Annotated in this window: 13 protein-coding genes; all 13 read right to left on the bottom strand. The window is 39.8% G+C overall.

What is annotated here, in order from left to right; all coding sequences use genetic code 11:
- Window positions 1–52: 52 nt before the first annotated feature.
- Window positions 53–1,627 (bottom strand): glycoside hydrolase family 43 protein, encoded by a 1,575-nt coding sequence (locus tag ACT29I_RS05605; protein WP_444792881.1) that lies wholly within the window; start codon window positions 1,625–1,627, stop codon window positions 53–55.
- Window positions 1,628–1,631: 4 nt separating this feature from the next.
- Window positions 1,632–2,384 carry an SGNH/GDSL hydrolase family protein gene (locus ACT29I_RS05600; protein WP_444792880.1) on the bottom strand — a complete coding sequence of 251 codons (753 nt, stop codon included), beginning with the start codon at window positions 2,382–2,384 and terminating at the stop codon, window positions 1,632–1,634.
- 3 nt (window positions 2,385–2,387) lie between these two features.
- Window positions 2,388–4,040, bottom strand: coding sequence for an FAD-dependent oxidoreductase (locus tag ACT29I_RS05595; protein WP_430933451.1), 1,653 nt, complete (start codon window positions 4,038–4,040; stop codon window positions 2,388–2,390).
- Window positions 4,041–4,043: 3 nt separating this feature from the next.
- Window positions 4,044–7,526 carry an alginate lyase family protein gene (locus tag ACT29I_RS05590; RefSeq protein WP_430933452.1) on the bottom strand — a complete coding sequence of 1,161 codons (3,483 nt, stop codon included), beginning with the start codon at window positions 7,524–7,526 and terminating at the stop codon, window positions 4,044–4,046.
- A 226-nt stretch (window positions 7,527–7,752) separates the two neighbouring features.
- The gene (locus ACT29I_RS05585) at window positions 7,753–9,138 is read right to left on the bottom strand and encodes an alpha-L-fucosidase (RefSeq protein WP_430933453.1); all 1,386 of its coding nucleotides are present in this window, start codon (window positions 9,136–9,138) and stop codon (window positions 7,753–7,755) included.
- Between the two features lie 192 nt (window positions 9,139–9,330).
- Complete coding sequence (locus tag ACT29I_RS05580) at window positions 9,331–10,146, bottom strand: DUF1961 family protein (protein ID WP_430933454.1); 816 nt, start codon at window positions 10,144–10,146, stop codon at window positions 9,331–9,333.
- A gap of 17 nt (window positions 10,147–10,163) precedes the next feature.
- Window positions 10,164–11,834, bottom strand: coding sequence for a GH39 family glycosyl hydrolase (locus tag ACT29I_RS05575; RefSeq protein ID WP_430933455.1), 1,671 nt, complete (start codon window positions 11,832–11,834; stop codon window positions 10,164–10,166).
- A gap of 36 nt (window positions 11,835–11,870) precedes the next feature.
- Window positions 11,871–14,237 carry a right-handed parallel beta-helix repeat-containing protein gene (locus tag ACT29I_RS05570; protein ID WP_430933456.1) on the bottom strand — a complete coding sequence of 789 codons (2,367 nt, stop codon included), beginning with the start codon at window positions 14,235–14,237 and terminating at the stop codon, window positions 11,871–11,873.
- A 95-nt stretch (window positions 14,238–14,332) separates the two neighbouring features.
- Entirely contained in the window at window positions 14,333–16,609 is a 2,277-nt protein-coding gene (locus ACT29I_RS05565; protein ID WP_430933457.1) for a T9SS type A sorting domain-containing protein, read from the bottom strand.
- 9 nt (window positions 16,610–16,618) lie between these two features.
- Window positions 16,619–18,892, bottom strand: coding sequence for a T9SS type A sorting domain-containing protein (locus ACT29I_RS05560; protein WP_430933458.1), 2,274 nt, complete (start codon window positions 18,890–18,892; stop codon window positions 16,619–16,621).
- Between the two features lie 10 nt (window positions 18,893–18,902).
- Window positions 18,903–21,185, bottom strand: coding sequence for a T9SS type A sorting domain-containing protein (locus ACT29I_RS05555; RefSeq protein ID WP_430933459.1), 2,283 nt, complete (start codon window positions 21,183–21,185; stop codon window positions 18,903–18,905).
- Between the two features lie 207 nt (window positions 21,186–21,392).
- Window positions 21,393–23,072: a DUF4979 domain-containing protein gene (locus ACT29I_RS05550; RefSeq protein WP_430933460.1), complete on the bottom strand. Its 1,680-nt coding sequence runs from the start codon at window positions 23,070–23,072 to the stop codon at window positions 21,393–21,395.
- A gap of 76 nt (window positions 23,073–23,148) precedes the next feature.
- A complete protein-coding gene (locus ACT29I_RS05545; RefSeq protein ID WP_430933461.1) occupies window positions 23,149–24,957 on the bottom strand; it encodes a RagB/SusD family nutrient uptake outer membrane protein in 1,809 nt (602 codons plus the stop codon).
- Between the last annotated feature and the right edge of the window lie 10 nt (window positions 24,958–24,967).

Raw genomic sequence — 24,967 nt, 5'->3', positions numbered from 1 at the left:
GCCACCTTATCAAATACTCGATTTTCAATATCGCACACTGACATACTGATAATTACTCCACTCTAAACCAATCAAAAACGGCATAGCCAGCGCTTTCGTACATATTTGGATTCACACAGAACACGCCCACTTTTGCACCAATCCATACCCCTTCCTTGGCTCTGAAGCCCTCACCAATTTCCTCGTAATCCTTACCGTCGTAACTGTATTGATATTTACCCAGATAATCATCGCCAATGACAACTCTCAGATATACAGTCTGCGTTTCAATATCCACACTCTCGGCAACACTGGCAATTCCATCACACTTATCGTTATCGCCCTTCACCATCTCCAGGCTCAGACCGTCATCTGTTTTGACAATTTGCAAAGCTGTCCATTTTCTGCCCATCACAACCAGGCCACTTTTATCTCCAACTAAATCACCATTAAAGCTCAGTTTGGTGGTGGCCTTAAATCTTGGTGAAGGGAATTTTTGCAATAATAAATTGGGGGCGTACCACAAATTCCCTGCTTTTGTGATGTTCTGCACCGCATTTAACCTTAAACTACCTTTGCTATCACGCATTGAGTACCAATCGTCCCGGGGATTGGCATGCCATTGCCATTGCAGTCCGATTTTTTTAGCGTTAAACTCATCGGTGGTTTGTGGAATTTTCACGGGATACTTTTTGCCCACATCCGGCATATTATAAGTTGTTAAAGGCTCGCCAATACCATCGTTATTAAGGTCCTTCCCCATCATTGGCCAACCATCAACCCATTCCACTTTATTCAGGTGTACAATTCTACCATTCGGCTTAAGTTCCTGAAAATGGGCGAACCACGACTCGCCGGATTCCAAATCAACCAGACCGCCCTGATGTGGGCCGTTAATTTCGGTATCGCCCTGATGCAATACGGTTTTACGCTCGTAGGGGCCGTAAATATTTTTTGAACGAAGAACGGTTTGCCAACCCGGACCTACACCGCCAGCCGGAGCCAAAATATAATAATAACCATTCTTTTTTAAGAATTTAGGCCCCTCAATGGTCGGATCATTTTCTCTGTCCCGATAAATTAAAGCACCATTGTCTAATAGCGATTTGCCATCCGTACTCATTTTGTGAAGAATAAGATCATTTCCGCATAATTGGCTTCTTACCAGATAGGCATTGCCATCATCATCCCAAAGTGGACATGGATCTTCCCACAATTCGGTTTTAACCACATGTGTCAATTCCCATGCATTTCTCGGGTCATCGGTTGTTGCCATGAATAACCCATCGTAAGGGGTACAAAAGTAGACGTAAAATTTTCCCTTATGATAACGGATGGATGGCGCCCAACAACCCTGTCCATGAACTGGTTTATCATATTTTTCCAATGGCAATTTCTGATATACGTGATTGATGATTTCCCAGTTTACCAAATCCATGGAATGCAGGATGGGTATGCCCGGCATGCAGTTAAAACTGGAAGACACCATATAAAAGTCGTCGCCTACTTTTATTAGATCAGGATCAGAGTAATCCGCATAAATAATGGGATTTTTAAAATTCCCGTTTCCCAAGTCGGGTATCCACTGCTGCGCAGAAACCAACCCAACAACAAACTGTAAAAGAATAATTTTTGTCCACTTTTTCATTATATCAATTTTGTTTGTCTTTTACTGTTATTTTCTCAGAAGCTACGTAATCCATAATACTCTTTTGCAAATACGCCGGATAAGTTTCCCCTTCGGAAGTAACGCTTCCTTTCACTTTTGAGCCTTTGGTTATCGAATCGCCAAAACAAACCACCCTATCTCCTTTTTTTATCAAATCATTTTTCTTCAAAAAATTGAAAACATTTTCAGCAACAAAAAAATTTCCCAGACGCGTAGGATGAACGCCATCGCGATAAGCACTATTATTCGGATTCATGATAAAGACATCTTCATTGTGCTTTGGTAAATTAAGATCCTGAAATTTTTGGAATATGTCGATAAAATAAACTTGGTTCTTTCTTGCAGTTCGTGCAACAATATGTCGTACTGAATCCAATTTTACATTGGGCAGTTCCTTAAATTCAGTCCGGTCGTGTCGTTCAAAAAGGTAGATAGAATCTACAGGTGGAGGAGCGAGTAAAACCACTTGAGCATTGTTTTGCTTTAATTTATTTACAATTTCTGAAAGGTTGGATGAATATTGTTTATAAGTATTCATCCTTCTCGAATTTAGCATATCGTTGGTGCCCACCATTACGATTACCAAATCAGGTTTATGTTTTAACACATCGTTTTCAATACGGGCCAGCAATTGAGTTGATGTATTACCTGCAATTCCGGCATTAATGACCTGTGCGTCGATATGTATCAACCCTAATAACAACCATACTACCAACTGAAAAGCCCTATGCATCATATATTATTTATCTGAAATATCTAATATCTGTCCTACATGGTGAAGCTCATCAGCTAATTCACCATAAGCAACCTCATGTAAATCCACGCCTTTTTCTACTGCCATACCGGCTAAAACCCCGGCACTTTGTCCTAAAATCATAAACACAGGCTCCATTCTGATTGAACCAAATGCAATATGAGAGCTGGAAACGGCTGTTAGCACCAACAAGTTTTTACATTCCTCTCGTTTAGGAACTATTGTTCCCAAATGAATTTGATAGGGTTGGTCGGCATCCACACCTAAATCTCCCTCGTTTTGTACATACCCTTGTTCGGTGATGTAACGCTGTGTATTATGCGAGTCCATAGTATAAGAGCCCATTCCTATAGGTTTGTCCACTTTGTGGCGTCCCATTATTTCGTTCTCGGTCATTACAAAATCGCCAAGCATACGGCGGGCTTCGCGCACATAAATTTGGTAGGGCCAATGACCGTTATCCACGAATTCATCTTTTGCCAAGCCCCATTTTCTCATTTTAAGCCTTAAGCTTTCAGGAACGCTTTCATCGTAACACCAGAAATACAGTAATCCTTTGTGATAATCGATATGTTCCTGGAGAATTACCTTTCTTTCTTCGTACGAAGCTTCGGGATAATCGTAATTCATTCCAATGTTATCGGAACTAAATGGCCCTACATTGTTCACATCACGTTTTGCATTAGGAATTATGCCTCCTCCAAACATGGAAGTACGTCCACCCCTAAAAACACGACGCAACAACTCATATTGCGCAGGATCGTAGTTTTCCGGTTTCTCAAAAGGAACGACATTACCCTCGGCGCTGGTGGTACACAATCTGTAATTATAAGCCTGAATACGTTTGTCGCCGGAACCATTTTCGCCCGGAGGTTCGGTTGAAATACGTGGTAAGACGCCGCTTGTTGGGTCGTCGGGAATTATATAAGGACTAATATTTAATTGCTGGAAATTATGACTGTGGTGATAATGCCCGCACTGAACACCATTCCAAGTTTCGTTATAAACACTATTGGCCTCACGACCAACGTGGTAACTTACACCAGCCGCAGCCATTAGGTCGCCCTCGTAAGTGGCATCCAAAAATATTTCTGCTTTGAATTTTTTACCGCTTAGCATGGTGATGGAATTAATTTTACCATCTTCCACCACTACACCGTTTTCACGATCGAGCCATTCGTCGCGTAAAATTGTAATATTATTTTCCGCCACCAACGCTTCAAAAATATTTTCTGCTACGTGAGGCTCAAAAGTCCACATCGTTTGCATACTATCGTTGATGGCAGTAGTTCCCTGGCCAACATTTCCATATTCATTACGTGGTTGCCACTTCCAGGCTTCAGGATTTTGATAGTGCATGTAAACGCGGTGGTAAAACTCTCGCGACAAACCGCCAATTACACTTTTATCGCCTACATCGGTAAAACCCAGACCACTGGCGGATAAGCCTCCGATGTGCTTTTCGGGACACACGATTAGCACGTCTTTATCCATTTGTGCCAGTTGCACAGCAGCAGTAATGGCTGCTGATGTTCCTCCATATATTAGGACGTCCTGCTGTTTTGTGTTTTTTGAATCAGTGCAAGCCAGCGTTAACAGTGTAATAATTAGTATTGCTGCAAGTTTTATCTTTTTCATTTTTTATTTATTTGATTCCTCACGAATAAGCTCTCCATTCAAAAATTCTTTTGAAGAAACTTGAATATCCTTTCCATCTCCATTTAAACCTGTGATAACAATTTCTTGCGTTCTTCCATCTAATAATTCTACTATTAATACATCAGCGCTTTTAGCTGTTACCGATTTAATGACCGATGTTGTTTCGTAGGGTTCAATCACCGATAGGTATCTTGTATCTTGTCCCTGTGTTCGCACAGCCATCGTTTTTCTTCGTGAAGATTCATCACCCAGCGGGAAATCACCGCCAATTTTTGCTTCTAGTCTTACCGCATCCATTCCTGATAAATCGATCGTAATTTCACCCGATTCACTATGCTTTTTGGGCATACCCGGGGTGGAGTTAGGCATTGGTTCCCCCCCAACTTTAATTGGTCCGCCATAGTAATCCAGACCTTTTTCCGGTTGGATTATATTGTTGTATTTAGCATCTAGAGAAGAAATGGATACCTCAGAACCGTCCTTCAGGACCAACCTGGCATTTCCCCAAAAAATGGTATTGTTTTTGGTTTTGCTTTTTAATTGAGTAGATAGTACAAGTTGTTTTTTGCCTTCAATATTTAATTCTATATTTTTGCTGCCCAATATCCATGCACCGGTACTATCATTTAACAGTGTTTCATCATCCGCTTTTACGGAATACCAAAGTTGTTTATTCACCCCAAAGGATTCGGGGGCGGTACCAATCATGACTTCATTTTTTTGGGGCCATGCGGTAAACACGTCTATTTTCAGAGGGCCATCTTCGCTGTGTTCCATTCGTGCGCCGTCATTATCGCACCCGTCGCCAAAACACATCTCGAACACAGCACGGGAGGTTCCTTCGGTAGCGTACCAGTTGCAATCGGTGGTAAACTGAGCACTGCTTAACGGGTCAAAGCTCATCTGATTTTCGTGCTTTTTGATTTCGACTTTATCCGCAATAATCTCTTTAAATCCTTTCATCTGAAATAGCCAATCGTATGTATGTTCTTCCCCGGCTTTTATATAATCTGCCAATACTACGTAATCGTCCATCATGACCATTAAACGACGCTGAAGAACAGGCTTAGTAAAGTCAGTGAGTTTGCTATATTCAGGTGCATTGTCAGGTACCGGTATCGAACGGCCTTCTTCCCATGCCTTTTGTGCAAAGGTATAATCTGCTTTGTCTCCATAAATCATTCCTCCATAGGGAGGGTTGCTCCACCGTGCTTGGGTTTCAACTGCGGTAGCCTGCATCATATCGCCAGTATAGAACAGCGTACGAAAACTCTCTTTGGGCTCCTGCATTTTCTGGTCAACCGCCACCATATTTTTATTGATAGATGTTTGCACCAAAAATTTATATAAATACGACTTATACCCATACCAATACATTTCCGGGTTATAGAAACTGCGGCCATAGCGCATCATGCTTAAGAAGTTGGTTCTATCGAAGTGACCGTGATAACCACCGAATGTCCCGTAGTGTAAGGCGGCCTGTATTTGTTCCCGCTGCTCACGGCCTTGGGTTTGCGAACGTAACTGCACAATCCCCATATTATCGGCGAAGGCCGATTTTTTTATCTTTTCAGACTCAACCATAGGCACTTCGGGTACTCCGTACAACAGGTTTCTTGTTGTACTGCGCTGTATAACCGCTGCATATTCAGGGTCGCGATATAAGTAATAAGCCAGCTCATATGGTTCTCCCACCACCAAACTTTCTTTGGCATCGTTAACAGCAAACATTACTCCGCGATAATCCAGAAATGGAATCAGTGCATCCCACATATCTTTAATACCTACACTTGGTTTATGTATGGCACCCCATTTATCGAAGTTCATACCGTACAAGCCCGGTTTCATGCGTTCGGGTAACAATGAATAATATGGCGTAGTACCAATAGGCAATTGTGCATCCACAAAATTCTCGCCCCAGGGGCGCATGGCAATGGCCATTTCAGAGAACATGGTAGAACACCAAAGGTTATAACCTACGGCACACTCGTACCACCAACCATCACTCATTACCCCTTGTGTAAACTGGCGATAAATACCGGATGGTGAATTTAAGCACCCATCTACCAAGTGCCAATCCTGGATGACCAGTGCAGCATAAAACGCACCTGCCAATTCACTTAAATCCCAATTGTTAATTCCGCCATTGTCATTGCCCAACATGGCTGTTTCGATATATAAGCGTAAAGTTTTCTCCATTTTTTTGTGGTCTTCATTAGTTAACAAGCCACAGTCCATTATCATATCATACCCTCGGGCAATATCCTGAAATACACCACCCTCTTTCACAAAGTTGTTTTGGTTTACACGATAGGTTACAGGATACCCTTTTTCCTCGTCAGAAAGTTTTCGCAAAAATTCGACACATTTTCGCGCATATTCCATATTTCCTGTCAGTCGATAGGCGATGGCACAATTCATCATGTTGCCAGCCTCGTTATTATGAAAAAGGTATGGTCCGCGGAAGGCATCAATTGGCGGTGTAGCAGTAGTATATTCAGGCACGTTCCACTTTTGGGCTTTTGCCTCATATTCAGCTAACCCTTCTTTGGCCCAATCATATTTACCTATTTTATCGATTACTTTATCCCAATTTTCGAGCGTATGCACCATGAACGGTGACGGGACTTTAACTGCCGTGGTAAACGCCAAGGTAGCAGATGCGCTTCCGTTCCCGTTGGGTACAACTTTCAACACCTGTTTTTCACGAACTCCTTGCGGTAAAGAAGCCGGAACACTTACTTCCACCATGCATTTTTTTGTTTCTCCAGGTTTTAGTTCAATGGTTGATGGGTTTGCAACAGCTTCCATCGCCTCCCATCCCACTCTCGGAATTAAGAGTTGTATTCTTTGTGTTTTGTTTGTCGCATTTCCTATTTCAACTTCATATTGCACTTTTCCACCCGCTTCAGTAGAAAGTCCCTGTAATGGAGCCTCTAACGAGATCACATCACCTTTGGTTAAAACGACATTACGGATTTGCAGTTGCGTGTTTTTATCTGATTTAGGAATCAGTTTAATTTCTTTTACACCTTGCAGTGTTCCTCTTCGACCTTCCTCCAAATTGAACATTTTCCAAGGTACATAAACATTGTGCCAGCCACTACCAAAAAACTGCACTGTTGCTTTAGTTTCCCATTGGAGCTTTCCTGTATTTTCTTTGGCAACATTAAATGTGATATCTATTTCCGCAGATGATTCGTTTTTTTGGTAAACCTCTAATGATAAACCTTTATATATGCTCCAATCGTAGCCGTGGTAAAAATCCCGGTAGCCTTTAGACCAGTTTTCTCCATCCGGATAACGATAGGATATTACAGCACCAGACTTAATTACAGCAGTGTTGTTTTTTATTTCCAAAGCTCCTGACCAGTCCGAAAAATCAGGTTTCCCGATAGAAGTCTTTAATTGCCCCTGCACGCTAAAGGCAAAAAATAACAATAATACAATAGATATACTTTTCATTATAACATAAAGGTTTACCCAAAAGTCCCTATATACAGCACATGTACACCTGTACATAAGCAGGGTACCTTGCACTCGGACAATGAGGAGACATTTGATTGACCTGGACAAGCCAATACCAAATATGGTTTTAGCTTGTCCAGGTCAGGAAGGTATACATCCAATTCGCACATGTTATTAAAACCTTAATAAGCGGAATTGTCTATCGTCCTTACAATATTTTCATTTATTGTTCCACTATAATTTTGATAACACTTGCCTTTTCATCAGGTGCATCTTTCGGTAATTCCAATGAAACACCTTCCGCAGTGCTTTTTGCAACCAGCTTCATTGAAGGATTTACCAACATACTGGCGCTTTTCAACTTAAGGTTAGGATCTAGAATCAGTTTCCCATCTTCAGGCCAATCAAAAACATGGGCATAAACAACACCTGGCTTGCTTGTATATCTTCCCCACTCAGGTCGTTCGAACGGACTTGCCTTAGCACCATAGATAGCTTCACCGTTAGTCCTTGTCCATTTTCCCATGGATTTTAAACGGTCGATGCTTGGCTGCGGGAATAATCCTTGCGCATCAGGACCAATGTTTAACAGGAAGTTTCCCCCTTTAGAAACGATATCCACCAGATTTTGAATTAACACGGTATCACTCTTCCAGTTGGTATCCGAAGGCTTATAACCCCAAGAACCGTTCATAGTCATGCAAGACTCCCAGTCCGAATCAATACCGGTTGCCGGTATTTCTTGCTCCGGTGTTCCAAAATCGCCGGCAAAGTTACCTTCTTTATCCATTCCTTCCATTCCCATGCGGCCTTTGTCTACGCGATTATTCACGATAACATTAGGTTTGATACCACGGATATATGCATAAAAATCCTTACCCATCTCGGTGGTATAATCTGCAATCCAATCACCATCAAACCAAACCACATCCACATTATCATATTTGGTTAATAACTCTCCCACCATTGGTTTCAGGTAGTTTTCATAGTATTTTGGAAACTCTGGATTCACTACCGTCTGGTCTTTTTGTCCGGCATTGTAATTGGGGTACAGAGGTGCTTGAGCCTGAGGATGATGCCAATCCACGATAGAATGGTACAAACAAAAATGGATACCCGCTTTCTTACAGGCTTCAGATAATTCTTTCACCACGTCGCGCTTAAAAGGACAAGCTTCCATGATGTCATAATCCGTAATTTCCGAATCCCACATACAGAAGCCATCATGATGCTTAGATGTAAGTACCAAATATTTCATGCCTGCATCTTTTGCCATGGCTACCCATGCAACGGCATCAAATTTAACCGGATTGAATTGTGAAGAGACTTGTTCCTCATAATCTTCAATGGTATAATCCAGCTTATCCATGATCCATTCGGCACCACCTTTACATATCTCACCGTTACGTTCGCCTCCCGGGATAGCATAAGGCCCCCAGTGAATAAACATACCAAAGCGGGCATCGCGCCACCATGCCATACGTTCATCGTCCGACAACTTCACAACTTCCTTTTTATCTGATGATTCCGATTTCTGTTTGGATTTAAAGGCACATCCTATGTTGATTAAAAGGAGTGCAACCATAATTACCTGTGCTAATTTGTTCATCTCTATATGTTTTATATGTTTTACTTGTTCGTATGTTATTATCCTGTATTTTATATCTAGTTTCCGACGCAAAGTCACTGCACATACAATCTTAATTGGCGATGCTTCGGTTTGTTTTTTACATCTATGCGCAGGGCTTAAACCTTGGAGTAAAAATCTTTAACCCGTTGGGCTTATGTGCTAGAATTTTAATCATTTAACGGATACTTTAAAATTCTTGTACCTGGCGGAACGGGTGAACATATGTCGTAAACCTACCCTACCTTCAATTGATGGTTCCTTATCTGACATATCCCACTCGTACAATTTGTTTTTGCCGTCGCCAACAACCTGCATGTAAAGCTTTTTATTGGCTTTTATCACTGTTATTTTATAGGTTATATTAGGTAAAAACAAACCCATATTATAATATGATGGCTCAGCTTCCATTTGGTGAAATGTTCTGTCTTTGGTAACCGGATATTTTCTTACTCTTATATAGTCCTTCGTTGGGTCATTGTTTTCCATGGGAAAAGCTGCATAACTGATATGAATAGGATTCATGTAATTATAATAAATACCCATTTCCGGAACCTCTCTCAGTTTATTCCATTTTGCAATATCCTTATCGTACGGCCCTTCTCCAATCCCTTGTGCCTGGATATAAAGAATATTTACATTAATCAACTGGCTGTCAGTACGTGTATAATCATATTCTATTTTAATGTCTCCCTTAAAAGACTGCTTAGTCCACAAAACCGCATGGTGTGCATTATTTCTATGTTCAGGACCCGCAGAAAAGTTCATTCCTAAGTCACTGTTTTCAACCGTTGCGATTAACCCATCCAGCATCCAGTTATCTTTCCAGTTACCGGTACACTCGTCCAATAACTTCACTTCCCAATCATTACATTCCTTTAACTCTTTATAATTGCCAGTACAATTCCTATTACAGGAACAGAACCCGATTATAAATAACACTACCAGGAATAGATAAGCTACGTGTTTAGTTAAAACTTTAGTCGACATAAGTTGCAATTTTATGGTTAGTTTACTTGTTCAATTAACACCAAACTCCATGGTGATATTTCTCGTGTAATGTTTAAGTTTCCGTCATTATCTACTGTAACCAATTCCGTTTTCAGGTGATGCGCTGCTTTCTTCATTACTTTAATTTGCTCGCGCGAAGGAGGTTCTGGCTTACCCATTTTCTCCCAGTAGTTATAAATATTACCATGGTCTTTATCTAAAACCTCAATCTTAAACATAGTGCCTGGTTTTAAAGCTGTTAAGCTTAAGTTCAACTCCTTGGCTTCACCATCTTCTATTTTATTAAAACGTTGAATACTCGATGGTACCGCATCTAAATAATCATCTGGATAGTTATAAACCAGGGCTACTACTTTTCCATTACCTGACTTTTTAGTGACCATCAAATAGTCGTTCTTAAATAACTTCTCTTCTCCCAAGTGATGCAACATTCTATAGGCATGATAACTGGGTTTTACCAAACCCTGGTAGTTAATCATGCCAAATCCGCCATGAAAAATACTGGCTCCACCGCCTTTTTCTTCAAAAATATCTGTGAAGGTCCAAAAAGCTAAAGAGTGGGTCAGGCCAATACAATCGAGATTAGTCTTTACGATATAAGCAGCCGGTGGCAGAAAATCGTGCATTTTATCCCGACTGTTGGGACTGGTATTCCACTCTGTTAAATGGATTTCAGCATTTGGATAAGCACTTTCTTTAATAATTTTATATAACCATTCAATGTCATTTTTGGTAGAAGGTACGAAACGAGTTAGACCTCTTCCTTTTCCTGTTTCGGGGTTAAATGCATAATCGGTTGGATAAGGGTGGGTGGATACAAAGTCAACCGGCAATTTTTCTTTCTCACAAAACTTTAAAAAGTCTTCAATCCACACGCCATTCCATTCCAGTGTGTTGATATCTTCAACTTTAAACACTTCCATGGATACCTCGTTATTGATGATTTCGCCATCAAAACGTTTATCAGGCACATAGTTACTGGTGGAAGGTCCGCCAATTTTAAGCCGTTCATCTACTGATTTAACCGCCAGCGCGGATTGCTTATATAGCTCAAAATATTGCGATTTAGTTCCATGAAAGAAAAATGGATAAAGGTTAGGCTCGTTCCATACCTCAAAATACCAGTTTAGCACTTCGTCCATTCCATAACGATCGACCACGTGCTGCGTGAAGGCGTTGATTAAATCATGCCATTGCTTCGCAAAATCAGGTCCAGGAGTCACTTTAGCTTTCCACCAAAAAACGGTTTTAGAATTCTCAGCGGCAAACTGCTTTGGGAAAAAGGCAAGCTCCACAAAGGGGCGTACATTCATAGCTAACAAACGATCGAATACATCATCGATATATTGCCAGTTGTAGACCATTTCACCATCCTTTTCAAAAACAGGAAACATATCCTCGTGGAAAAGGCCGTGAAAGCGAACATACTCAAAACCACACTCTTTATGCACCTTATCCATCTGCTCCAGCCAACCAGCACGTAAAGCCTCGTTGGCACGACCAGCCCCCACACACTTGCTCCAAAAATGGTCGAATTGTTCGCCATTGGTATTAACATCAACGACTATGTTTTCTTGTGCGGTAATTGTTCCTGAAAACAGGAAGATGGCACAAATTAGAATAGTTGTTGTTTTTAGTAGTTGGTTCATGTCTATTTTATTTCGCATGAATTTTGCTGATTTTCGCAGATGTTTTTATTATTATTACTTCACCCGCACCGTAAGTTTCTTTTCTGCTTGATTTCTCATTACTAACATTTGCACTGTTTCGGTGTAATTATATTTTTTTAGTGCTCCAAAGAACTCTTTGACATTGTTCACTTTTTCGCCTTCAACGGCAAGGATTACATCTTTGCTTTTTAAACCATCGCCCTTGTAAGCCAAGCTTCCTTTCCACATTTTTAAAATTATTACCCCTTCGGCGGAGTTTAAGCCGTAAGCTGATTGCTCTTCCATTGAGTCAACTCCTTTGATTTCGTTGCGCAACCATGAAACCGTTGCGCTAGTATTTCCTGCCATTTCTTCTGCCGTCTTTATAACAGGAACAGGAGGTGTTTTTGCCAGTTTTTTCAAATCGGGGCTTACCACACCAAATTCATCCATTGGGAAGTTTTTAAACCCGAGTTTTAATGCCGGTGAACTTTCTGCCACACTAAAATCAAGATTTTTCGGATTTACAAACATAGGATCGCCAAAACCACTATTGGCATCAATATTATAAACCTGTGCTTTCATCATCGATTCCTCATTGGGAAAGAGGTTGTAATCCATTTCTTTTCCCCAACTTAAAACATTCACATCTTTATAAGAATCGCGCACGATATTGCGGCTAAAAACATCATCGCAGTTGGCAAACCACACATGTGGGTGAAGCGTGTTGTTAACGGTCACATTATTTTCAACCACACGATAGAATCCTTCGCGAAGTTTAATTCCACCGTTTAAACACAGGTTATTATAAATATGGTAATTGGTGGAGCCGTCATCTAAATCAATGTCCCAACCATGGTCGCAACGAAAACGGTTATTGCGAATAACGGTTGTGTGTACCGCATCCCACAAAGGCATTTCCGGGTTAGCCATGGTTATGCTGTCCATTATGTTGCGATTTGGGTGCCAGAAACGGTCGCGGCCCCATGAATTGAACGAGCCATGGTCGCCGGTTTCGAGCACAGTGTTGAATACATCGTTGTATTCCAGGATATGTCCACCCCAGGTTCCGTCGCCAATGTTGATACCTGCGCGCGGCACATTGTAAATGCTGTTGTGGCTAACAGTTATGGCCATGGCCATGGCAATCTGCACCCCTGCTACTTGTTTTTCAACACGACCGATGCGATGGATCAGATTATCTTTGGCAATACAGTCTTTCGGATACAAATCGTTTTTTGGGCCAGCTATGGTGTCCATGTCATTTAATTGAACAAACTGACCATAGATAAACGAAGGAGAACGAACGGCAGAAGCTTCGCCTACAAAACAGATGGCACTGGCTCCGCAATCGTGAATATGGTTACCTGCAATTTCAATATTCCGGTTGTATGAACTTACGTAAATTACGTTTCCGCCGAGGTTGGTGAATTCGCAGTTTTTAATTTGACAGTTTTCAGCGCCTTCTATAAAAAGTGCTGCTCCACGGTACATGGTCCAGTCGCTACGAAGCAAAGGCTCATATTCTTCAAACAAAGTACGTTGTGTGTGTTCGAATTTGATTCCTTCAATGGAAATATCTTGAACCGGTTCTGCCTTTGTTCCTTTTAATTCAATCAAGCTTTTTAAAACAACTCCTTCACAAGTAGCCGTTTCAACATTTACATTTTCTTTTGGCCAATAATATATTTTATCGGTCTCTTCATCGAGGTACCATTCGCCTGGCGTATCCAGCTCCTCCAACACGTTTTCCACCATGCGGTATTCCGGGTGTGGGTTCGAAGGGCGGTTGTTTTGGAATCCTCCTTCAAGAATAGCTTCACCGCTTTCATCAACACCCGTTATTTTATAATGCATCCCTCCCCATTTTCCGCGGTGCATGGCATGAAAGATGGCGCCTTCGGGATGTTTCCAGTTTTTAATTCTTTCAGCAGAGATGGCATCGGCAGCATATCCTTGCCAATACCCCCCTTTTTCATGGTAGTTGGGGTAACGTGCCAATATTTGAGGTTGACCGTTTACTACCAATTGATCAAAATTTACGTCATCTTTTATAGTAGCCTCATATATACCGCTCTTTTGCTTTTCCCATTTTAGTCTTAACGGTACAGAACCTTTTAAGGTAACTTTATTATTACCTAATCCTTGTATGCTTATACCACTTAAGTTAGGATCTATTATTATGCTTTCTTTTAAATAGTATTCCCCGGGTTGTATTTTAATAGCTATCGTACCCTTTATCCCCGACTCCTTAAGTTTATAAGCTTGGCTTACAGCCTCATGGATTGAAGTGAATTTATACTTAGATTTACATGTGTTTAAGTCATCTATTTTACTAAATACGTAAATATTGGTATCCTTAGCAGAAGTTACAAAAACATTTACGAGTAAACAGATTACTATCAGAAATATCTTGTTCATATAATCTTTAATTTTCAATATGTATATTCCATTTATTATTTTTGATATATCCTATCCATTAACAGACAATTGATATATCTCTAATAAAACTTAAACTATAAACTCTTCAAAATTTTAGTATTAAATAAGTTATTCCCTATACTAATTTTAATAATATACTGACCATTAGGCAAATCACTTATATCAAAAGAACCTAAGTTGTTTACATCTACACCTGATTTAATAAGTTGGCCCAATAAGTTAAATACATCCAACTGAGTAATTTCTCCAATATTATTATTCAAATCAACCCTAAAAATGCCATTAGTTGGGTTGGGATAAACTTTTACCTGGTTAGAAGACAATATATTTTTAACGCTTACATCTTTTTTAGCCATATTAGCTTTACGGCGATTTTCAATCAAATAATCTACTGTAGAACTAGGAGTACCGTTACGAACAACTATAATATCGCCGATTTTTAACGAACTTTCGCCTTCAACAATATGCAATCTCATGGCCTGCACTAATCCTTCCAAAGTTAATCCATTTGTTATCTGAACAGTTTGCCAGGTTTCCGATTCTCCATAAGTAGTCTCAGAAAGCACAATATCTCCCGTTCCCATCTCCTCATTGAACTCCAATTTTAATTTTGAAGAGCTGTTTGCCTGGTAATGCAAGTAGATATCATAATCTCCGGTTTCAGGTAAAGAGATGGTATAGTTATACCAATCTCCTGTGCTTACCCCTGAAATATAATAACCTTCATCTTGATCGCTATACTCAATATTTACATCTTCTTCAGGCCGGTAAGAATTGGTTTTATTCGTTTCTGTATTAAAATAAGTTTTACCATTTCCTCCACCCGCATTCACCGGAAAATAATCGAAGTTTTCGGCACTTACCAATCCTGGCAATTCAGGTAAACTAAAATCGGGTGTAACCCCATTTTTAAAATCCCGAACCGGATCGCCGGGACAATGAGCGATACGACGAGAGGTTAATACCCCCCACCCCAGAAAAGCAACTCCGTCTCCACCACTTGTTTCATATGTTCCTGTTTCTTCAATAACATAATCTCTTGAACGTTCGAGCCAAAGATATTTTTCACTTGGAAGCGATTGGCGTGTTTTATAATGCGCCAGCGGAGTCTCGAAAACATTCATAAAAAGCATGTCTTTCCGTTGGATTTCAGATAAATCCTGATCCACATATGGATTAATTTTATGTGCCAGATTACGCCCTGTACGATCCAGTTTTTCCATATACAAACCATTCTCCACAGTCGGTTCCCATGGGGTAGGCTGGTCATCGAAAGCCTTGTTATACGATAATATATATTTTAATGAAAACTCATATCCTAACAAGATTCGGTTATCCAAGAAACCATACATATCATCTCCCTGGCTCCAAGCTATTTCGGCCGCATTGGTTAAAAGTCCAATTCCTAAAACGGTATGGGTTTGGTCTCTGGAACTTTCCTGACACTGTCCATTTTCATAGATATAGTGTTCAATGGCACCATTGTAACCATAATCCTTAATTTGATTTAATTGCGTACCATATTCAAATGCCGTTTTGTAAATGGTAGAGCTTTCCTCTATTTTAGGACCAGAAGGTGTTGGTCCAGGTGCATTTGGCAAATCGTCATCTCTGGTAGGCTGACTAGTCAGATAATTAAATCCCCTATCATATATCTTTTCATTATCAAGAAATATACCCATGGCCATTTGTGTTTGCCAACACGATGCATCCTGATTTCCAGCACGGGCAGGATCACCATAATAGGTTTTCCAATAAAAAGATACATCTGCTTTTCCGGATGAAGAAGTACCTTCTGCCCCATAAGCAGCATCCGTAGCAGAGTAACCTGGATATACGAGCATATCTTCAAATTTCTTGATACTCTCCTCTGACCATCCGTCATAAGTATGCCGGATTATCTCAGCTGCTCTTATTATAGGCGCACCATATAAACCTGCAGAAAGAGGTATTCCACTGGTATGTTTCAGGTTACTCCAAGTTTCAATAATTTCAATCGCTTTTTCCGCATGACGGGTATCTTCGGTAATATACCACATCAGCGCATTTTGGTAGGCAGCCTGAATATCTGCCTCATACTCGTGTTTATGCACTGCATTGGGAATGGTCTTTTTAACTTCTGTCCAGGAGGGATCTCCTTGTGTAGCATATTTAAAACTCGACTTGGTATCAGCCATTAGATTTTGGTAAGATGAATACCATGGCTCCATCTTGTTCTTAACGGCATATTTCATTCTATCCAGATCGGAACGGGTAACAAAAACACCTGGGTGAACGAACTCACGAGCAATCACCTCAGATGTTAAGGATATTAATATGATCGATATTAATACAGTAAGAAACTTATTCATCCTATTTTCTTATAACTTGGTAATTCTATTTACATAATCGTAAGTACCGTCATTTACTTTAATTACATAAATACCCTTTGGTAACTCACTAATATCGACATTATCAAGGTCAGAATAATTCACTACCTTTTTTACACACCTACCTATCAGGTTATATACACCTATTTCAAGGTCTTTTGCCCCATTAGTTTCCGGCAATTGAATCCTAAAAGATCCTTGCGTTGGATTAGGGTATACCTTTACTTTCTTTCTTATACTTGGGGTAAAAATTCCAACATCATCATTCGTTTCATAAGCTTCCCTTCGTTGGTTTAGCAAGTAGTTTACAGTAGATTCAGATGTACCTTCACGTACAATAATAATATCACCTAACTTTAACGTATTATCTCCATTAACAATATGCAGGCGCATAGATTGCACCAATGGTTTAAGCGCTACAGCTTCAGCTACTTTTTCCGTACTCCAAATAACAGTATCTGCTTCTTCCTGTATACTTTCAGGCAGAGCATAAGCGGATATCACTTCCTCCCCATTAAAATCAATCTTAACCGATGCATTGCTATTATTTGCCAGATAATGCACGTAGATGTCATAGTTTTCCTGTTCAGGCACCGATATTGTATAGTTGTACCAATCTCCGCTATTTAAATCAGCCAGGTAATAACCTTTATCATTTGTACTAAAATCGGCATACACATCTTCTTCTGGACGGTAAGTATTCACAACCGTATTCGAAGAAGCTTTATAATAACTTTTCCCATTACCACCTCCGGCACTTAAAGGCAGATAATCGTAATTTTCTAAATCAATTAATTGAGGAACTTCAGTAATTCCATAAACAGGTGTAACAGCTTCCTCAAATCCTTGAATGGCATCTCCAGGACAGTAATCAACTCTAACATCAGTTAAACTTCCCCAGCCAATAAATCCATCTTCCTCCCATGATTCGTAACCTTCTTCTTCAAAAGCATAATCCCTGGTTCTTTGCAACCATTTATAATCCTCACTATCCACTTGCATTCTTTGTTTGTAATGTGCCAACGTTGCTTCCATAACATTCATGGTCAATGGACCATTTCTCGACCAACGATCATAATTGGTACTTACATAGGGATTAATTTTATGTGTTCTGAAACGACCCGTTCTGGCGTCCATCTCCTCGTACAATCCATTTTCCAGCGTTGGTTCCCAAGGTGTTAGTTGATCATCAAAAGATTTATAATACGACAAACAATACTTAAGTGTAAATTCGTAACCTTTTAATATACGGTTATCTAAATGACCATACATATTATCTCCCTGACTCCAGGCTATTTCGGCGGCATTGGCCAATAAACCAATACCCAAAATACTATGCACTTGATCCCTTGAGCTTTCTAAACATTGTCCGCTAGGGCGGATATAGTGCTCTATGGCACCATCGTAACCATAGTCTTGTATTTGATTTGAAGAACCTAATGAATTATATTGGGTTAAATAAGAATGTGTTCCTGATTCAATAATATCACCTTGTGCCTTTGGTCCGGATTCGTTAGCCACATCGTCTGATCGGGTAGGTTGTCGCGTAAGATAATTCAAACCTCTATCATAAATGGTATCATTATTTACAAACACACCAATTGCCATCACAGTTCGCCAACATGAAGCATCCTGATTTCCTGCTCTACCCGGGTCCCCAAAATAGGTACGCCAATAAAAAGAGGAACCATTACCCGAGTTATTAGCATTATAGGCTCCTGCAGGAACGGTAGTTGATGAATATCCTGGATAAAGCAACATATCCTCGAACTTCTTAATATCTTCCTCTTCCCAACCATCATAAGTATGCCGAATAATCTCTGCTGCATCCAATAGTTTACCACCATATAAACCAGGTCCTAATGGTATACCATCTACTTGTTGCAGGTTGCTCCATGTTTTAAATATTTCGACTGCTTTTTCAGCATAGCGACTATCTTCGGTAATGTACCACATTAAAGCCAAATGATAGGCAGCTTGGGTATCGTTTTGAAACTCGTTACCATGAACCCTTGGGTTTTCCCTGTTTAAATAAGTCCAGCTAGGATCTCCCTGTATCGTATAATTAAAATTAGACTTACCATCAGCCATTAACTTACGGTATGCCGAATACCACGGTTCCATTTTATTTTTAACTGCATATTTCACCCGATCCAAATCAGATCTGGTATTTGAAATACCCGGGTGAACAAATCCTTGTGCAATCACTCCCAATACTCCAACAACCAACAAGGTTGAAATCAAAAATATCCGTATTTTTTTCATTTTAGCTTATTTAAAACTTGGTGATTTTATTTACATAGTTATAAACACCATCATTCACTTTGATGATATAAACTCCTTTGGGCAACTCACTAATATCAATATTATCAAACTCAATATATTCCTGCTCTTTTTTCACACATATTCCTGTTAGATTATATACACATAACTCTAAATCCTTTGCTCGGTTATTTTCAGGCAATTGAATTCTAAAGTTACCTTGTGTTGGGTTAGGAAAAACCTTAACTTCTTTTTTTATGCTTGGGGAAAATATTCCAACATCTTCTTTAAGTTCATAGGCTTCTCTACGTTGATTAAGAAGGTAGTTGATGGTTGTTGCGGATGTTCCTTCACGCACAACAATAATATCTCCAACCTTAAGTTCATTATCTCCCTCAACAATATGCAAACGCATGGATTGAACCAACCCGTTTAACTGAATAGCATCACCAATTTTTGCAGTGCTCCATATGGTGGTGTCTGCCAGGTCTTGTACACTCTCTGCTAAAGTAAAAGCAGAAACTACCTCTTCTCCGTTAAAATCCATTTTAACAGATGCATTACTGTTATCGGCTAAATAATGCACATAAATATCGTAAGCTCCATCTTCAGGTAAGGATATGCTGTAGTTATACCAGTCTCCACTGTTTAAATCAGCCAGGTAATATCCTTTGTCGTTCTCACTAAAATCGGCATACACATCACTTTCGGGTCGGTAAGTATTTGTTATTTCGTTGTTTGTGTTTTTGTAATAACATTTACCATGACCTCCTCCTCCGTTCATCACAAAGTAGTCGAAGTTTTCGGCACCCACTAATCCTGGCAATTCAGGCAAATTATAATCCGGTAAACCATTCTCATCAAATCCTTTTATCGGATCTCCCGGACAAAGAGGAATGCGGCGGTCAGTCAAAGCACCCCATCCGTTAAAATCAACACCAGTCCTATTTTCAAGACCTATTTGTTCATGGGCATAATCCCTTGTTCTTTCCAACCACAGATAATCATTAGCTTCGGCTTGTTGACGTCCCTTGTAATGCGCCAAAGGAGCTTCTATAGTTTTCATGAAAATAGGCTCTTTTCTCGACCATCGTTCATAATTGTTACTTACATAAGGATTAATTTTATGAGCTGTTGACCTTCCTGTGCGGTCGTCCTTTTCCATGTATAGACCATTTTCCTGAGTTGGTTCCCATGGTGTTAACTGATCAGGGTAAGAATTATAATAAGACAAACAATATTTTAAAGTAAACTCAAGTCCCAATAAAATACGGTTATCCAAATAACCATACATATCATCCCCTTGGTTCCATGCTATTTCGGCAGCATTGGCCAACAATCCTGTTCCTAATAAACTATGTACCTGGTCACGAGAGCTTTCCTGAATCTGACCATTTTCGTAAATATAATTTTGAATGGCACCGTTGTAACCATAATCCTGTATTTGGTTTTGTGGTCCCACATAGGCATATTCTGTTTTATGTTGATCTGAGGAATCCAATACATCACCTTGCGGAGAGGGACCGGATTCGTTATCTACATCATCGGAACGTGTAGGTTGGCTAATAAGGTAATTATAACCTCTGTCGTAAATGGTGTCGTTATCTAAAAACACCCCTATGGCCATCACTGTTCGCCAACATGATGCATCCTGGTTGCCGGCACGGGCAGGGTCGCCGTAATAGGTCCGCCAGTAAAAAGAGGAACCGGAACCACTGTTTGTTGCATTATATGCTCCTGCAGGAACAACTTTAGAAGAGTAGCCGGGATATACCAGCATATCCTCAAATTTCTTTATATCTTCTTCTGCCCATCCTTCATAGGTGTGACGGATGATTTCGGCAGCATCAACTAAGGGGCCTCCAAATAATCCTGGCCCTAACGGAATACCATCTACTTGTTGCAGGTTACTCCATGTATTTAAAATTTCAACCGCCTTATCGGCATGGCGGGTATCTTCGGTGATATACCACATTAAAGCATTGGCATAGGCAGCCTGTATATCACTTTCATATTCGTTACCGTTAACTTTTGGGTTTTCTCGGTTCAGATAAGTCCACTCCGGATTACCTTGTATCGTGTAGTTAAAATTTGATTTTGTATCGGCCATTAAAAGCAAATACGAGGAGTACCACGGATCCATTTTATTTTTGACCGCATACTTCATTCTGTCCAGGTCGGCTTTGTTGTTGGAAACACCCGGGTGCACAAAACTCTGTGCAAAGGAAACATTACAAACTATTGTAAGAAGTATTGTGATTACCAGGTTATTAATTCGAAAGGTAAAAATGTTCATAACTAATGTTTTAATACAACAATTTGCCATGCTAATAACGTTTAAGGATTGGGTATTCTTAAAAATGAACTTATATTCATTTTAGTATCTTCAGCAAAGCCATGCTATGATAGGTATAATAAAACACCTATTTATTCGTAGATTTTTGTTTAACGAAAAGTATTGCCTGCATAATTACAGGCAATACTCTCCAATATTGGAAATAGACTATTTTTGCGTTTCTAAGAAAGCTTCTAATTCGCCAGTATTCTTGAATGTTCTAATCCAGTCAACTTCAATATGTCCATGTGGAATATGTGTTGGATCTGAATCCTGATACGGGTGACCTAAACTACTTGGAATACGTATATACCAACTATCATTTTCTCCTTCAACTGGAGCGTTACCTCCCAAGTTTGCATTCGGGAAATCCCAGTAAAGAACTCCATCATACTCTTCAGCATAGGTATCTTTAGGTCCACGGTTATTTGTATTTCGGAACTTGATATTATTCCTTTTTGTCGTTGCAGTTTTTTCCCAAGGCAAATAACCAATATCATTACCCTGTGTATCAAATATTTTTAGTTTAAATGCAAATATTGGATACTCCGATGAATACACAAATTTTTCTCCACTAAATGGCGTATAAGTAAAACGGCTTACCCAATAAGTTGAGTTATCATCAACAGGTACAATTAATTTACCGTTTTCAATTGCCTGATAGTTATAATTCTTATCACCTACAGCCCACTCGGTTTGATTTTCATCATCAAACTCAAATACATAATATCCGGCAGGCGTTTCTTCTTTAACCAGGTTTCTAAGGTCATCAACAGATTGGAAAGACTTCACCCAATCAACGCTATATCCTGTTTGTGCACCATCAGCTCCACTGATAGTCCATTTGAAAGTACTCAAGGCACTTGCAACGTCAGGGTCAATCGTTTGACCAAACTCAAAGCTCTTACGTAAATCGTAGTAAAACACATCATCGTTCATTTTACCGTCCCAGTTATTACTGATATTCTGGTATTTACCAAGCTCAGTTTCGAAAGTAAACTCAGCATTATCACCATATGGCGCACCGTCAATACGAATCGCCAAAATTGGAAACTCTGCAGCCAATACTTTAATATCTTCCGACAATTCAAAATCAGCTCCCTGAGCAGATCCATAAGTCACATTAAACTTACCATTGCTTACTTCGTAAGTTGCACCATCCGCATCATCAGCCATCCAACCTTCTGCATCTCCATCTGTATCAAAAGCAAATTTCGCTCCAATTACAGGGATATTAAATTTAGGACATTCAATTTTCTGACCATCAACAATTAAAGTTGGATTTCCACTACGAATACCTTCCGGCACCGTAACTATTATTTCCGTATCGCTTACACTAACAACCTCAGCTTCAACATCTTCATAAAAGATAAACTGAACACTTTCTTTGTTCGTACCAAAGCGCTCACCGTAAATAGTAATCGTTTCTCCAAATTCGGCAGTTGCCGGTGCCAAATCATTCACAACAGCGCCTTCTAAATAAGTGAAGGCATCAGCGGCCACTGCTGTTTGAGTATATACTCTAACGACTAGCTCTCCGGAAACCGAACCTTCAGGAACCTTTACAACAATTTGGTTTTCCGAGTAACTTAAAATATCATCCTGATCTATACTCACCCCACCAAAAGAAACACTGGCACCATCCTTAACACCCAGGAAGTTAGTTCCTTCAATAGTTACCTCAGCTGTTGGACGTGCCGTCTTCGGATTAAAGTCGGTAATGGTAATTGCCGGGTACTCAATAATATAATCCTCCTTTTCAAAATCTCTATCGAAGCAGGAATACAGCATCACTGTAAGCAACACAAAAGATGCCAATATATACTTGTTTTTTATAATATTTTTCATACGTTGAAATATTTATTAGTTAAATACACACTAAGAATACCATCTGCGTATTCTTAGTGATATCGTATTAAGCTTCTTAATATCCTGGATTTTGTAACAGGTTATTATTAAGTAAGATCTGACCTGATGGAACAGGGTACAAATAATGCTTTAATGCAAAATTACGCTGATCTTCACGTACCAACTGTACAGCATCCCTTGTTTCTCCGTTCGGTAAAGTAATGGCCAATGGATCGTTAGAATAATCAGCAGGATCGTAAACAGCCGTGTTGTTTTCAATAGCTGTACCTCCTACAACCATACCACAAGTAGCTTCACCCAAAGCATCTACTGCAATATTCCAACGACGAAGATCGATAAAGCGGTTCGCCTCGGCATAGAATTCAACCGCACGTTCGCGACGAATTTCTTCCAATAAATCTAAACCGTTTGTTGTAATAAAGCTGTTTGTCAATGCAGGCAAACCAGCTCTTGAACGTGTTTTATTAATAGAAGCGTTTAATTGGGCATCTGTTAATGTTCCGTTTAATTCATATAACGCCTCTGCATAAGTTAAATAAACCTCAGCCAAACGGATGATTGGGAAATCTACACCACCATTGTCTGGTATGTCAAAACTTGAATCGTCTTTACCCCATCTTTCCCATTTCTGACACTTATAACCTGATCCTGCATCGGCATTTGAATAACCCGGTAACAATACTGTTTCGTTGGTAGGAACTCCACTTGTTAAGTCATTATAGTCTCCATAGCTACGGAATGATCCAAAATAGGCTCTCATACGATAATCACGGTTTAGGTATTCATCACCTATATTATCATATCCTTGGAATACACTACTTTTTTCGATAGGTAAACCATCCGAGCACAGAATCATATCAATCATCTTTCTGTTAGGAGCTGCACGACCTGACTGCGCAGGATTTGTTGAGTGGAATAAATCAAGATCATGTTTGCGATATAAAATAAACTCCTTATTTGAAGTTTTATCCAAACCAAGTGGATTAGAATTTGAAGCTTCAATATTTACCATAAAATAATGACTCATACCGCTTAACTCACTGCTATAATCCCACAGTTCATATGATCCTTCGTTCATTACATCTTCACACATCTCTGCTGCCTCTGCCAAATAAACATCGATATTAGCGGCATCGTAACCGGCAGATCCGGCTCCTGTGCTTGTTCCATCACCATCAGTAGTTGTACCTACATATTTCATCCATGTAGCTTCGTGCAACAATACCCTTGCTTTAAAAGCTTTGGCAGCTCCCTGACTTACTAAACCTTTATTATCTGCAGCAATAGCACCTTCCAATGGAAGATCAGGAATAGCCTCATTTAAGTCTTTAATAATTTGTTCTGTTACCTCGTAACGGCTGTTACGTTTAGCCCAAAGCTCTTCCGAATCTGTTTCTAAAGAACGTAGTACAATAGGTACTCCACCAAAATATTGCATTAATTTATAGTGGAACCAAGCCCTGAAAAATTTAGCTTCTGCTACTTCTTGTGCAATTTCAGCTTTATCTCCACCATACTCTTCGGCAAACTCAATTAATTTATTGGCTGTACGCAAGTTTGTATAACTTCCGCCCCAGTTACTGTCATCGATAGGTATACTTATGTTGCCAAAACCATAATCAGTTTCAGAAATAGCTGCTGTAGATAAATCCGAAGCATAATCCAGTAAGTTTTCACCTAAACTTCCCATTCTAAAACTAGGAAGTCTGGTGTAGAGATAATTTGCAGCTTCTCTAAAATGCTCCGGTTCTGTAAAGTAAACCTCCTCAGTAAGCTGATCAGGATCTTCTAACTCAAGAAAGTAATCCATGCAACTACTTAATAGTAGCATGACAAAAATTGAACTGATATATATAATTTTCATAATACTTACT

The organism is Saccharicrinis sp. GN24d3 (genome assembly GCF_052400645.1).
Lineage (GTDB): Bacteria > Bacteroidota > Bacteroidia > Bacteroidales > Marinilabiliaceae > Saccharicrinis.
The sequence above is the reverse complement of the archived record's forward strand: the minus strand, read 5'-3'. Positions and strand labels throughout refer to the sequence as shown.

Coding starts and splice junctions, on each gene's coding strand:
- ACT29I_RS05595 (WP_430933451.1), bottom strand. CDS start 4,040: ATGAAAAAGATAAAACTTGCAGCAATACTAATTATTACACTGTTAACG.
- ACT29I_RS05580 (WP_430933454.1), bottom strand. CDS start 10,146: ATGTCGACTAAAGTTTTAACTAAACACGTAGCTTATCTATTCCTGGTA.
- ACT29I_RS05560 (WP_430933458.1), bottom strand. CDS start 18,892: ATGAAAAAAATACGGATATTTTTGATTTCAACCTTGTTGGTTGTTGGA.
- ACT29I_RS05545 (WP_430933461.1), bottom strand. CDS start 24,957: ATGAAAATTATATATATCAGTTCAATTTTTGTCATGCTACTATTAAGT.
- ACT29I_RS05565 (WP_430933457.1), bottom strand. CDS start 16,609: ATGAATAAGTTTCTTACTGTATTAATATCGATCATATTAATATCCTTA.
- ACT29I_RS05555 (WP_430933459.1), bottom strand. CDS start 21,185: ATGAACATTTTTACCTTTCGAATTAATAACCTGGTAATCACAATACTT.
- ACT29I_RS05585 (WP_430933453.1), bottom strand. CDS start 9,138: ATGAACAAATTAGCACAGGTAATTATGGTTGCACTCCTTTTAATCAAC.
- ACT29I_RS05590 (WP_430933452.1), bottom strand. CDS start 7,526: ATGAAAAGTATATCTATTGTATTATTGTTATTTTTTGCCTTTAGCGTG.
- ACT29I_RS05600 (WP_444792880.1), bottom strand. CDS start 2,384: ATGATGCATAGGGCTTTTCAGTTGGTAGTATGGTTGTTATTAGGGTTG.
- ACT29I_RS05550 (WP_430933460.1), bottom strand. CDS start 23,072: ATGAAAAATATTATAAAAAACAAGTATATATTGGCATCTTTTGTGTTG.
- ACT29I_RS05605 (WP_444792881.1), bottom strand. CDS start 1,627: ATGAAAAAGTGGACAAAAATTATTCTTTTACAGTTTGTTGTTGGGTTG.
- ACT29I_RS05570 (WP_430933456.1), bottom strand. CDS start 14,237: ATGAACAAGATATTTCTGATAGTAATCTGTTTACTCGTAAATGTTTTT.
- ACT29I_RS05575 (WP_430933455.1), bottom strand. CDS start 11,834: ATGCGAAATAAAATAGACATGAACCAACTACTAAAAACAACAACTATT.